The organism is Staphylococcus sp. URHA0057 (genome assembly GCF_000620265.1).
GTDB classification, from domain to species: Bacteria; Bacillota; Bacilli; order Staphylococcales; family Staphylococcaceae; genus Staphylococcus; species Staphylococcus pasteuri.
On the sequence record NZ_KK211096.1, the window covers coordinates 214,998 to 228,765 of the forward strand.

The window sequence follows — 13,768 nt, forward strand, 5'->3', positions numbered from 1 at the left end:
ACTCTATTTATAGGAATTTTTATATGGAAATTGCATATTTAATGATTAGAAAAGAACCAATGATGATTAGCCTAATGCAACGTCTAATATCATCATAATGGCAAATCCAAGCATTAAACTTAATGTAGCTAAATCTGTGTTATTACCTGATTGAGAGTCAGGAATAAGCTCTTCAACGACAACAAATATCATTGCACCTGCAGCAAAAGCAAGCGCATAAGGAAGCATTGGTGTGATAATTAGTACCGCACCTGCACCAATCATAGCAAATATTGGTTCTACAATTGCTGAAGCTTGTCCATAGTTGAAAGCTCGCCAACTTGAAGAACCCGCTGCTTTAATTGGCATTGATAGCGCTGCACCTTCTGGAATGTTTTGGATACCAATTCCAATAGCTAAGCCAATTGCTCCTAAAAATGTAGCAGTACCATTACCTGATACGACACCACCAAATGCTACCCCGATTGATAAACCTTCAGGAATATTGTGTAATGTAATGGCTAAAACGAGAAGCGCATTTTTACTCAATGATGTTTGAATACCTTCTTGTTGTTGATTTTTATCTTTAGCATTTCTGTGAATATGTGGTATGACAAAATCTAAACCACGAATAAAGAAACCACCGAATAAGAAACCAATTGCGGCTGGTAGCCAAGGTACGGCCGAATCTTTACTAAATTCAATTGAGGGTTGTAGTAGAGACCAAAAACTCGCAGCAATCATAATACCTGCGGCGAACCCTTGCATAGAGTTCAACACTTTGTCATTTACAGATTTAAAAATAAAAACAGAAGCTGCACCAAGTGCTGTTAATAACCATGTAATGATTCCTGCAATTAAAGCTTGAAAATGAGGAGGCAAATTTTCGAAGAATTCTGCCATAACTAGGTCTCCTTATATCATTTAAGCTTAAAAAGGTGTATAATATATAGAACTGATTTAATCTTAACAAATTTATATTGAAAATTCGATAGTAAAAGGAAGATAAGCATGGAAGCATATAAAATTGAACATTTAAATAAATCCTATGCAGATAAAGTGATATTCGATGATTTAAATTTATCAATATCTGAGCATGAAAAGATTGGTCTCGTTGGGATTAATGGTACAGGTAAAAGTACTTTGCTAAAAGTTATAGGTAATCTAGACGAAGATTTTACAGCCGATATCACTCATCCTAATAATTATCGAATTCGCTATTCATCTCAAAAACAAGATTTAGATGGTGAAATGACTGTTTTTGAAGCAGTACTAAGTTCTGATACACCAACTTTAAAAATTATTAAAGAGTATGAACAAGCTGTAAATCAATATTCAAAAGATCAAACTGACAAACAATTTCAAGTCATGATGAATGCACAAGAAATGATGGATCGCAAAGATGCATGGGATTATAATGCAGAAATTAAAACCATCCTATCTAAACTAGGAATCAATGAGACGAATAAACTCGTTAAAGAATTATCAGGTGGTCAACAAAAACGTGTTGTATTAGCTAAGACTTTAATTGAACAACCTGATTTATTATTGTTAGATGAACCTACAAACCATTTGGATTTTGAATCAATTAATTGGCTTATCAATTACGTGAAACAATATCCCTATACAGTATTATTCGTAACTCATGATAGATACTTTTTAAATGAAGTATCATCTAGAATTATTGAATTAGACAGAGGTAAATTAAAAACTTATCCAGGTAATTATGAAGATTACATCGCAATGCGAGCTGAAAATGAAGAAATTGAACAAAAACAACAAGCAAAGCAAAAGGCACTATATAAACAAGAGTTAGCATGGATGAGAGCAGGGGCTAAAGCAAGAACAACGAAACAACAAGCTCGTATTAATCGATTTAGCGATTTAGAATCTGAAGTAAAACAACAAACTAAACAAGATAAAGCACAGTTAAATTTGGCTTACTCTAGACTTGGTAAACAGGTTTATGAATTAGAGCATGTGTCTAAATCTATCAATGGCAAGATGCTATTCAAAGATATTACTGAAATAATACAAAATGGGCAGAAAATTGGAATTGTAGGACCTAATGGTGCAGGTAAAACGACACTATTAAATATTCTAGCTTCTGAAGAACAATCGTTCGAAGGTACTTTAAAGGTAGGGCAAACAGTTAAAGTTGCCTATTTTAAACAAACTGAAGAAACTTTAGACAGAGATATTAGAATGATTGATTATCTTCGAGAAGAAAGTGAAGTTGCAATGGAAAAAGATGGCACTTCCGTTTCGGTAACACAATTACTCGAACGATTTCTTTTCCCTAGTTCAACACATGGTAAAAAAGTATATAAATTATCAGGTGGAGAACAAAAGCGTCTTTATCTATTACGATTACTAGTACATAAGCCTAATGTTTTATTATTAGACGAACCTACTAATGATTTAGATACTGAGACATTAACAATATTAGAAGATTATATAGATGAATTTGGTGGATCAGTTATAACTGTTAGCCATGATAGATATTTCCTTAATAAAGTCGCGCAGGAATATTGGTATATCCATGATGGAATAATGGAAAAAATAATTGGCTCATTTGAAGACTACGAAGCCTATAAAAAATCTCAAGATAAACAAGTAGCAATCGAGAAACAAGCTACAAATCAATCAAAGACTAAGCCACAAACACGTAAAAAATCTGGTCTATCATATAAAGAACAACGTGAATATGAAGCACTGTTGAAACGAATTGATCAAACTGAAACTAGGTTAGTTGAAATTGATGAAGAAATGGTAGAAGCTAGTGCTGATTATGCAAAAATTAAAGAATTAAACGAAGAAAAAGAACAATTAGAAACAACGTATGATGCTGACATCAATAGATGGAGTGAACTCGAAGAATTAAAAGAACAATAAGGGGAATTTAATCATGCAAGAAACTTTATCGCATTATTTTGGCTACGATACATTTCGACCCGGACAAGAAGAAATTATATCGAAAATTATGGATCATAGAAATGTATTAGGTGTATTACCAACAGGTGGTGGTAAATCTATATGTTATCAAGTGCCTGGATTGATGTTAGGTGGGACTACAATTGTTATTAGTCCATTAATATCTTTAATGAAAGACCAAGTAGACCAATTAAAAGCAATGGGGATTAATGCAGCATTTATTAACAGTAGTTTGACTCAAAAGCAGCAAAAAGAAATTGAACAAAAGTTAATCAATGGGCAAATTCAATTTTTATATGTAGCACCAGAACGTTTTGAAAATCAATATTTCTTGAGTCAATTACGAAAAGTAAATATTCATTTAGTAGCTTTTGATGAAGCACACTGTATCTCTAAGTGGGGACATGATTTTAGACCTAGTTACCAAAGCGTTATTCAGAAAGTGTTCACTCTCCCTCAAGATTTTGCAATTGTTGCATTAACAGCTACAGCAACAGCAGAAGTACAACAAGACATCATGGAAAAGTTAAACATTAACAGTCAAGATGAAGTCAAAACAAGTACGAAACGTCGTAATTTAATTTTCAAAGTTAATCCAACTTATCAACGCCAAAAATTTGTCGTAGATTATGTAACAGATCACGATGAAGAAGCGGGTATTATTTATTGTTCAACACGAAAACAAGTAGAAGAATTACAAGAGGTGCTTGATAGTCATAAAGTAAAATGTACTATTTATCATGCTGGTTTAACGAATAAGGAGAGAGAAGCGGCACAAAATGACTTTCTATACGATCGTGTAAATGTTGTTATTGCTACAAATGCATTTGGTATGGGTATTGATAAATCTAACGTTAGGTTCGTCATTCACTATAATATGCCAGGAGATTTGGAATCATATTATCAAGAAGCAGGTCGTGCTGGACGTGATGGATTGAAAAGTGAATGTATTTTATTATTCAGTGAACGCGATAGAGGGCTACATGAATACTTTATAACAGTATCTCAAGCAGATGATGATTATAAAGAAAAAATGGGCGAAAAATTAACTAAAATGATCCAATATACCAAAACGAAAAAATGTTTAGAAGCAACAATTGTGCATTATTTTGAACCTAATGAAAAGTTAGAAGAATGCAAACAATGTAGTAATTGTATTCAAGAAAATAAAACATATGATATGACAAGAGAAGCAAAGATGATTATTAGTTGTGTGGCACGTATGCGACAACAAGAAAGTTATAGTGTTATTATCCAAGTCCTACGTGGGGAAATAACAGATTACATTAAATATAATGATTATAATCAATTAACAACTCACGGTATCATGAAATCGTACACAACATCTGAATTAAGTCATTTAATTGATGAATTAAGATTTAAAGGATTTTTAAATGAAAATGATGAAATACTTATTTGCGATAAATCAGTTAAAAAGTTATTAAATAATGATACAAAAGTCTTTACTACACCGTTTAAACAAAAATCTAAAGAAAAAGTTTATATCAATACAGTAGAGGGTGTAGATAGAGCATTATTTAGTGAATTAGTTAAAGTTAGAAAGCAATTAAGTGATAAACTAGGTATAGCGCCGGTAAGTATTTTCTCAGACTATACATTAGAAGAATTTGCTAAACGAAAGCCAGAATCAAAACAAGATATGATTAATATTGATGGAGTAGGAAGTTATAAACTAAAACATTATTGTCCTCAATTTTTGGAAAGAATACAGTCTTATAAAACAAGTATTTAACAGAATATATACTGAATAAAATTGAATATAATCAATCCACTCGATAAATTTTAAGGAACATACATAAAATTTATCGAGTTTTTATATTTATTTAAAAAACTAACGAAATAAGAATTTATGTTATAGATTTATTTGATTTACAAAATACAAAAAAGTTAATTATTTTTAATTGTGTTTAAGTATAGAAAAAGGGTATAGTAAACGAAAATGTCTATTAGGTTAGATTAAAGAAGGTGAAGTTGTGATTGAATTTAAGAACGTAACGAAACGATACGGCAATCATGTAGCTATAGATGATGTGAGTTTTAATATAAAAGAAGGAGAATTTTTCGTATTAATTGGACCTTCAGGTTGTGGGAAAACGACGACTTTAAAAATGATTAACCGATTAATACCGTTAAGTGAAGGATATATTTATTTTAATAATAAACCCATCAGTGATTATCCTGTATATGAAATGAGATGGGATATTGGGTATGTGTTACAACAGATTGCATTATTTCCACATATGACTATTAAAGAGAATATAGCTCAAGTACCTCAAATGAAGAAATGGAAAGATAAAGATATCGATGCAAGAGTTGATGAATTATTAAAAATGGTTGGATTAGAACCGGAAACTTATAAAAATAGAATGCCAGATGAACTGTCAGGTGGACAACGACAACGTGTTGGTGTAGTACGTGCATTAGCAGCAGATCCACCGGTTATTATTATGGATGAACCATTTAGTGCGTTAGATCCAATTAGTAGAGAAAAGCTCCAAGATGACTTAATTGAGCTACAAACAAAAATCAAAAAGACGATTGTATTTGTAACACATGACATTCAAGAAGCAATGAAATTGGGAGATCGTATTTGCTTACTAAATGATGGTCATGTTGAACAAATTGATACACCTTTAGGTTTTCAGCAACAACCACAAAGTGAATTTGTAAAACAATTTATGGGTAACCATTTAAATAGACATAAATCCAAAGTGCAATTAAAAGAATTGAGTATTGATCGTCCACTAGATGAAGTTTCAGTAATGAATAATTATCCTGAAATAAGTAATCAGCAATATTTAGAGGATATTTATCAAACATTGATAGCTAATGAAGCTGTTATAGTTGTTGATGAACAATCACAACAAAAAAACTTGTTAAAGAGAGAAGACGTGTTTGAGTATTTGTCTGTAACAAAGGAGGGTAACGATAATGCATGAATTTTGGCAAACTTTAGGTGAACGTAAAGGACAGTTACTCTCAACGATTATTGAACATATTCAAATTTCGTTTATTGCATTATTAATTGCTACTATTATAGCAGTACCATTAGGTATTTTATTAACTAAAACTAAAAAGACATCAGAGATAGTAATGAATATTGCTGCTGTATTGCAAACTATTCCTTCACTCGCATTATTAGGTTTAATGATTCCATTATTCGGAATAGGAAGAGTACCAGCTATTATCGCACTTGTTGTATATGCGCTTCTACCAATTTTACGTAATACATATACTGGTATAAATGAAGTAGACCCATCATTAGTTGAAGCGGCTAAAGGTATTGGTATGAAACCTATAAGACGCTTAACGAAGGTGGAACTTCCCATTGCAATGCCAGTGATTATGGCAGGGATTAGAACAGCTATGGTATTAATTATCGGTACAGCAACGTTAGCAGCATTAATAGGTGCTGGTGGCCTAGGTGACTTAATTTTACTAGGGATAGACCGTAATGATGCGTCATTAATTTTAATAAGTGCGATTCCGGCAGCATTATTAGCCATTTTATTTGATGTTGTATTAAGATTTATGGAAAAGTTATCGTACAAAAAGCTAATGATTGTTTTAGGTACAATGGTTGTTATTATTATGATTGCAATTATAGTACCGCTATTTGCTCAAAAAGGCGATAAAATTACCCTTGCAGGAAAATTAGGTTCAGAACCTTCTGTTATTACAAACATGTATAAAATTTTAATTGAACAAGATACGGATGATACAGTTGAAGTAAAAGACGGCATGGGCAAGACAGCCTTCTTATTTAATGCTTTGAAATCAGATGATATCGATGGTTATTTAGAATTTACAGGTACTGTTTTAGGTGAATTGACAAAAGAGGATTTAAAATCTAAAAAAGAATCACAAGTATATCAACAAGCTAAGCAAAGTCTTGAGAAAAAATTTGATATGACTATGCTGAAACCAATGAAATATAATAATACTTATGCCTTAGCAGTCAAACGTGATTTTGCTAAGAAACATAACATTAAAACAATTGGTGACTTATCTAAAGTAGAAGATCAATTGAAGCCAGGATTTACTTTAGAATTTAATGATAGACCAGATGGTTTTAAAGCTGTTAAAAAATCTTATGGACTAAACATATCTAATGTAAAAACAATGGAACCTAAACTACGTTATACAGCAGTGAATAAAGGAGACATCAATTTAATTGATGCATATTCTACAGATGCCGAATTAAAACAATATGATATGGTCGTGTTAAAAGATGATAAACATGTATTCCCACCATACCAAGGTGCACCAATGTTTAAAGAGAAATTCTTAAAAGACCATCCAGAAGTGAAAAAACCACTTAACAAACTAGCTGGAAAAATTTCTGATGAAGATATGCAAGAAATGAACTATAAAGTAACAGTGAAGAAAAAAGATCCTTATCAAGTAGCAAAAGATTATTTAGAAAAAGAAGGGCTTTTGAAAAAATAAGCATAACTTAAGTATAACCTTAACGCTAACATGTAATGCATGTTGACGTTAAGGTTTTTTAATTAATGATCAAGATACGTTTTTTGAATTGAAAAGGGCAAACAATCGTACCTAGTTTGATTTATGACATTCGATTTGTTTATAATTAACATTAAGATTTTGAAATTTCAGTCAATTCAAGGAGGCAACGAGATTATGAAAAAACAACTTGATCAACTATCTGCATACCAACCAGGTTTATCTCCTAGGGCACTTAAAGAAACCTATGGAATTAAAGGAGATCTATTTAAATTAGCCTCAAATGAAAGTTTATATGGTCCTTCCCCGAGAGTTAAAGATGCTATAACCAAACATTTAGATGAATTGCATTATTATCCTGAAACAGGTTCACCATTACATAGGGAAGCAATTAGTAAGCATCTTGGTGTAGATGAATCACGAGTATTATTTGGTGCTGGTTTAGACGAAGTGATATTAATGATTTCAAGAGCAATCCTAACACCAGGAGATAACATTGTTACTAGTGAAGCAACATTTGGTCAATACTATCACAATGCAATTGTAGAAGCTGCATCAGTAGTACAAGTACCTTTAAAAAATGGCACGTTTGATTTAGAAGGTATTTTAGATGAAGTAGACGATGATACATCACTTGTATGGCTATGTAATCCTAATAACCCCACAGGAACATATTTCACTCACGATGAACTTTATAGCTTTTTAGCAAGAGTACCTAGCCATGTACCAGTACTTATTGATGAAGCTTATTTTGAATTTGTCACTGCGGATGATTTTCCTGATACGCTAAAATTACAGGAAACGTTTGATAATGCATTTTTATTAAGAACATTTTCAAAAGCATATGGTTTAGCAGGATTACGTGTAGGTTACGTAGTAGCCACTAATGAAGCTATTGAAAAATGGAATATAATTAGACCACCATTTAATGTGACACGTTTATCTGAATATGCAGCTGTAGCGGCTTTAAATGATCAAGCTTATTTAAAAGATATAACTCAAAAAAATGCCTTTGAACGTCAAAAGTTCTATCAAATACCTCAAAGTGAACATTTTTTACCGAGTCAAACTAACTTTGTGTTTGTTAAAACATCTAAAAGTAAAGAACTATATGAAGCTTTATTAAATGTTGGTTGTATTACCAGACTGTTTCCTAACGGTGTCAGAATTACGATAGGGTTCCCAGAACAAAATGATAAAATGATTGAAGTTTTACAGCAATTTGATTACTAAAAAGACGTAATGTCATAACAGTAAAACCTTTTGTCTGGAACATGCATTTGCTATACTTTAGAAATACATTACATTTGAGGAGTAGATTTAATGTCTCGTAAGAAAATTGCAATAGATATGGATGAAGTGTTGGCTGATACGTTAGGTGCGATTATTGATGCAGTTAATGAAAGAGCTAACCTAGGTATTACTGTAGAATCTTTAAATGGTCAAAAATTAAAACATGTTATTCCAGAGCATGATGGTTTAGTGACTGAAATACTTAGAGAACCAGGATTCTTCCGACATTTAAAAGTGATGCCAAATGCACAAGAAGTAGTTGAAAAATTAAACCAACAATATGATGTTTATATAGCAACTGCAGCTATGGATGTACCGACATCATTTCATGATAAATATGAATGGTTATTAGAACATTTTCCATTCTTAGACCCTCAACATTTTGTATTTTGTGGACGTAAAAATATTATAAATGCAGATTATTTAATCGATGACAATCCTAGACAACTTGCTATATTCGAAGGTGAATCAATTATGTATACTGCAGTTCACAATGTTAATAATGATGATTATCGTCGTGTAAATGGTTGGAAAGAAGTAGAAGATTTATTCTTAAATGAAAAATAAAAAACAGGAAGTGGCATATATTCATTTTTTTTAATGAATGGAAGCCATTTCCTGTTTTATTTTATATTAGAAAGCATATTATTGATTATTATTTTGGTTAGGGAATGTGAGTAATTTGATTGCATCAGGTAATACTTCAAGTTCAATAGGTGTTTCTAAGGCAATTTCACCATCGATATCAATTTTCATAGTAGGTTCAGTTGATAGTTTGATTTTCTGACCTGAAATATGATCGATCCCTTGTGTAATTTCATTCCAGTTCATACTGTCACGTTTTTTGAAAATATCATTAAGTATGCTAAAACTTTGATCATCAAAGATAAATGTATTGAGTTTGCCATCTTGAGGAGATAGGTCAGTTAAAGGAATTCTACTACCACCAATATTTGGACCATTTGCTACTAAAATCATTGATGTATTTCCAGTTTTTTCTTTGCCATCTATATTTAAATTAAAATCAAATTTGCTAGGATCCATTAAAGTTTTTACTGTTGAACCAATATAACTTAGTTTTCCGAAGATATCTTTAGAACCATCTTGAACATTTTCAGCATTTTGAACAATTAAGCCTAAACCAACAAAATTTAGAGCATACATATCATTTACTTTAATAACATCGTAAGTTTGAATATGTGAAGATAACAACTGTTGACTAGCTAGCGTATGATTTGGGTTAAGATTTAGTGTTTTAGTGAAATCATTGAATGTTCCTCCAGGGATGATACCAATAGGTAAATCTAAATCATTTTCCATAACACCATTGATTAATTCATTTACAGTACCATCGCCACCTAAAATAAACAGTACATCTATTTGGTTTCCATAATGACCATCTTTAATTGATTGGCAGTAACGTTTAATGTCACCTTCATTTTCGCTTAATTGAATTGAAAAATGTTTACACATAGAACTTAAAGACTTTGTTACTTCACCTAAACCTTGGTAGATATCTTTTAAGCCGCTATGTTCATGATAAAATAACACACCATGATTATATTTATTTGTCATTATACATACCTACTTTCCTTAAGTTCTTATTAATATATTTCAATACCCTAAATTGATGGGCAATAATGGTAAATTTATAGCATTTTTCATTATAAACTAAAAAAGCTATAAGCCGAATTATTTCGACTTATAGCAAATATTGTTTAAATTATCTAATACCTCTCATTGCTTTAACAATTTTTGGTGAGAAGGCTAAAATAATTAAAGTAATGACTATAGCTGAAGTACCTAGGAAAATGAAGTAGTTCGTTTGACCTAATGGATCAATGAGTTTTACCAAAGTACCATTAAATGCTTGAGCAGAAGCATTAGTTAATAACCATAAACTCATCATTTGAGCATTGAATGCTTTTGGTGCTAACTTAACTGCCGCACTGTTACCAGTTGGTGATAAACATAATTCACCGATTACACAAATGATGTAAGACAGAATAACCCAGTTTACTGAGAAATGCGCACTTCCATATAAGTTACCGATTAATCCCATTAAGATATATGAAAAACCAGCTAATCCAGCACCAATGACAAATTTAATAGGTAGACTTGGTTGACGTTTACCTAATTTTTGCCAAATCATTGAAATGACTGGTGCAAATAATAAGATGAATAATGGATTAATAGATTGGAAAATAGTTTCTCCAAAGTTTGTTTTCCATCCTAAAAGATTCAATTTCATATCTGAATGTTCAATACCATAAATATTTAATACGTTTGATCCTTGTTCTTGGATTGCCCAGAACACCATACCTAAAATAAATAATGGTATAAATGCTTTAGTTCTTGAACGTTCGACCTCAGTGACATCTTTACTACGAATCATAACTGTGAAATAAGAAATTGGTAATACAATACCTAATACTAAAACAGTATTACTTACTAAATCGAATGATAATGTATTAGTCATATATGTAACGATTAATACAATGATGATAATTGCTACGATAGCACCAACAATAGCTGAATATTTTTTCTTTTCTGAAGGTGAAAGTGGGTTTGTTGGAGACATACCAACACGACCTAAATTTTTGCGATTAAATAATATATACCATACTAATCCAAGTGCCATACCGATAGCTGCAATTAAGAAACCACCGTGGAAGTTTTTAACATCTAAAAATTGTTGCAAGATAATTGGTGAAATTAAAGCACCGAAGTTAACTGACATATAGAAAATTACAAACCCAGCATCCATACGAGTGTCATCTTTGGTATATAATCTACCAACAATATTAGAGATATTTGGTTTCATCACACCTGAACCTATAATGATGAAGAACATTGATGCGAATAAACCAACCATTGAAAATGGTAAGCTTAAGCAAATGTGTCCGATAATAATGAGCACAGCACCAATTAGTGTGGCACCTCTAGTACCTGTAATTCTGTCAGCAATCCAACCACCTGGAATACAAGACATGTAAATTAAAGCACCGTAAACAGACATAATAGACATCGCGGTCGTTCTATCAATTCCTAATCCATGATTAGCAACTGAGTAGTACATATAGAATAAGAGCATTGCACGCATGCCGTAATAACTAAATCTCTCCCAAAATTCTACGAAAAATAATACACCCAATCCTCTTGGATGCCCGAAGAATCCTGTTTGTGGTATTTCTTGTATTGCTTGTTCATGGGAATTATTGGCTTTCATATATTTATCCCATCCTTTCTTTTCCCGTAACGCTAACGTTAAGTCGTTTTTAAAAATTGTACTATTGAAATTAAGAAGTTGCAATAATATTCAAAAAATTATAAAAAAGAAAATTCAGTCAATTTACTTGTGATTATTTTATGTATAATTCATACAAAGTAATTAATCATTAACTTCTTAAGATTTAGTACTAGTACTATATAAAATACGCTTTAACTCAATAAAGTGCAAGAGTTTTTTGAAAATTAAATAAAAAACTTTAGCACTAAATGAAACATCTTGCGACGACATTTCAAAGTACTAAAGTTTTAACAATAAAATAATTAAGGTATTAACGATTGTCTACATTTTCTGGATACATATCATGGTTCATCATTCTATGTTCAGCCATTTGTTCATATTTTGAATTTGGACGACCATAATTTGTATATGGATCAATTGAAATACCGCCACGAGGTGTGAATTTACCCCATACTTCAATGTAATGGGGATCCATCAAATCAATTAAATCATTCATAATGATATTCATACAATCCTCATGAAAGTCTCCGTGGTTTCTAAAACTAAATAAATATAATTTTAATGATTTAGATTCTACCATTTTAACGTTAGGAATATATGAAATATAAATTGTAGCAAAGTCAGGTTGACCAGTAATAGGGCAAAGAGATGTGAATTCTGGACAATTAAATTTAACAAAGTAATCTCTGCCTTGGTGTTTATTCTCAAAAGTTTCTAAAACATCAGGTCTATAATCAAAATCGTAAGTATTATTTTGATTGCCTAGTAATGTAATATCTTGTAATTCATCTTTTTGACGTCCTTGTGCCAAAAGAATCACTCCTTTAATTAAGATTTAGATTGTTGTTGAGTTGCGTTTGATTCTCGTCTAGCTTTTTCAAACATATAATAACTTGCGCCAATAATTACGACATATCCAAGTGTAGCTAATAAATCAGGTGATTCTCCGAATAATATGAATCCGAACAATGCCGTAAATATAATAGAAGCATAAGTAAATATAGAAATATCTTTAGCTGCTGCGAAACTATAAGCTAATGTGATACCAATTTGACCTACTGCAGCTGATAATCCAGCTCCAAATAAATATAGTAATTGTAAATTACTCATAGGCTCATAAGTAAATATTGTAAATGGTATAAGTACTATTACAGAAAATAAAGAAAAGTAAAAAACAATAGTATAAGGTGCTTCTCTAGTACTTAAAGCACGTACACAAGTGTAGGCTGAAGCGGCAAAGATACCTGAGAATAGTCCAACTAGTGATGGTATGATTGAAGAAGAAAATTTTGGTTTTACTATTAATAGCATTCCTAATATTGCTACAACCATCGCTGTAATTTGATATTTACGAATTTTTTCATTTAAGAAAATCAAACTGAATAAGATTGTCCAAAAAGGATTGAGCTTCATTAAAGTATCAGCATCACTGAGCACCATATGGTCAATTGCGTATATATTGAACAATACGCCAATCAATCCAAGTGCGGATCTTGAAATAAGTAATGGTTGACTACTTAACTTTCCGAACATAGGCTGCTTATATTTATATATGAAGAATAATGGTATAAACATAGCAACTAAATTTCTGGCTAAAGACTTTTGAAAAACAGGTAAATCACCTGCTAATCTGAAAAATACAGACATAAAGCTAAAGCCTACTGCAGAAATTAGGATTGCAATAATACCTTTAATTTTAGGATTCAATACTATCGCCTCATTTATAAAAATTTAACGTTACTATAGTAGCATAAATGATAGGGTTATGCATAAAAGACTTGATATTTTGGAACAAAGATTATACAATAACAATACGAACATACG

Annotated in this window: 11 protein-coding genes; 6 read left to right on the forward strand and 5 right to left on the reverse strand. The window is 31.4% G+C overall.

Going from position 1 to position 13,768, the window contains the following annotated elements; translation table 11 throughout:
* Window positions 1-66: 66 nt before the first annotated feature.
* Window positions 67-882, reverse strand: a complete 816-nt coding sequence (locus N524_RS0110520; RefSeq protein ID WP_017637518.1) for a ZIP family metal transporter — start codon at window positions 880-882, stop codon at window positions 67-69.
* A 102-nt stretch (window positions 883-984) separates the two neighbouring features.
* Here N524_RS0110520 and N524_RS0110525 point away from each other — a divergent pair, with 102 nt between their 5' ends.
* The 6 genes from N524_RS0110525 to N524_RS0110550 all read left to right on the forward strand — a co-directional run bounded on the left by N524_RS0110525 (window position 985) and on the right by N524_RS0110550 (window position 9,261).
* Entirely contained in the window at window positions 985-2,874 is a 1,890-nt protein-coding gene (locus tag N524_RS0110525) for an ABC-F family ATP-binding cassette domain-containing protein (RefSeq protein ID WP_176745286.1), read from the forward strand.
* 10 nt (window positions 2,875-2,884) lie between these two features.
* On the forward strand, window positions 2,885-4,666 hold the full coding sequence (recQ, locus tag N524_RS0110530) for a DNA helicase RecQ (RefSeq protein WP_029056466.1): 1,782 nt from the start codon (window positions 2,885-2,887) through the stop codon (window positions 4,664-4,666).
* Window positions 4,667-4,907: 241 nt separating this feature from the next.
* The gene (locus N524_RS0110535) at window positions 4,908-5,873 is read left to right on the forward strand and encodes an ABC transporter ATP-binding protein (RefSeq protein ID WP_029056467.1); all 966 of its coding nucleotides are present in this window, start codon (window positions 4,908-4,910) and stop codon (window positions 5,871-5,873) included.
* A complete protein-coding gene (locus tag N524_RS0110540) occupies window positions 5,866-7,383 on the forward strand; it encodes an ABC transporter permease/substrate-binding protein (RefSeq protein ID WP_029056468.1) in 1,518 nt (505 codons plus the stop codon). The genes N524_RS0110535 and N524_RS0110540 overlap by 8 nt, the downstream gene beginning before the upstream one ends.
* A gap of 195 nt (window positions 7,384-7,578) precedes the next feature.
* Window positions 7,579-8,634 (forward strand): histidinol-phosphate transaminase, encoded by a 1,056-nt coding sequence (hisC, locus tag N524_RS0110545; RefSeq protein WP_029056469.1) that lies wholly within the window; start codon window positions 7,579-7,581, stop codon window positions 8,632-8,634.
* 90 nt (window positions 8,635-8,724) lie between these two features.
* On the forward strand, window positions 8,725-9,261 hold the full coding sequence (locus N524_RS0110550) for a 5' nucleotidase, NT5C type (protein ID WP_029056470.1): 537 nt from the start codon (window positions 8,725-8,727) through the stop codon (window positions 9,259-9,261).
* A gap of 78 nt (window positions 9,262-9,339) precedes the next feature.
* On the opposite strand, the gene N524_RS0110555 is transcribed toward N524_RS0110550, so the two are convergent.
* The 4 genes from N524_RS0110555 to N524_RS0110570 all read right to left on the reverse strand — a co-directional run bounded on the left by N524_RS0110555 (window position 9,340) and on the right by N524_RS0110570 (window position 13,651).
* The gene (locus N524_RS0110555) at window positions 9,340-10,269 is read right to left on the reverse strand and encodes a diacylglycerol/lipid kinase family protein (protein WP_017636672.1); all 930 of its coding nucleotides are present in this window, start codon (window positions 10,267-10,269) and stop codon (window positions 9,340-9,342) included.
* A 148-nt stretch (window positions 10,270-10,417) separates the two neighbouring features.
* Window positions 10,418-11,923, reverse strand: a complete 1,506-nt coding sequence (locus N524_RS0110560; RefSeq protein WP_029056471.1) for a peptide MFS transporter — start codon at window positions 11,921-11,923, stop codon at window positions 10,418-10,420.
* Between the two features lie 331 nt (window positions 11,924-12,254).
* On the reverse strand, window positions 12,255-12,755 hold the full coding sequence (queF, locus tag N524_RS0110565; protein ID WP_029056472.1) for a preQ(1) synthase: 501 nt from the start codon (window positions 12,753-12,755) through the stop codon (window positions 12,255-12,257).
* Window positions 12,756-12,772: 17 nt separating this feature from the next.
* Window positions 12,773-13,651 (reverse strand): DMT family transporter, encoded by an 879-nt coding sequence (locus N524_RS0110570; protein ID WP_029056473.1) that lies wholly within the window; start codon window positions 13,649-13,651, stop codon window positions 12,773-12,775.
* Window positions 13,652-13,768: the final 117 nt, after the last annotated feature.

What these genes read in the sequence shown, in the direction of transcription:
- N524_RS0110520 (WP_017637518.1), bottom strand. Translation starts at nt 882, where the DNA reads ATGGCAGAATTCTTCGAAAATTTGCCTCCTCATTTTCAAGCTTTAATT.
- N524_RS0110540 (WP_029056468.1), top strand. Translation starts at nt 5,866, where the DNA reads ATGCATGAATTTTGGCAAACTTTAGGTGAACGTAAAGGACAGTTACTC.
- hisC (WP_029056469.1), top strand. Translation starts at nt 7,579, where the DNA reads ATGAAAAAACAACTTGATCAACTATCTGCATACCAACCAGGTTTATCT.
- N524_RS0110550 (WP_029056470.1), top strand. Translation starts at nt 8,725, where the DNA reads ATGTCTCGTAAGAAAATTGCAATAGATATGGATGAAGTGTTGGCTGAT.
- N524_RS0110555 (WP_017636672.1), bottom strand. Translation starts at nt 10,269, where the DNA reads ATGACAAATAAATATAATCATGGTGTGTTATTTTATCATGAACATAGC.
- N524_RS0110560 (WP_029056471.1), bottom strand. Translation starts at nt 11,923, where the DNA reads ATGAAAGCCAATAATTCCCATGAACAAGCAATACAAGAAATACCACAA.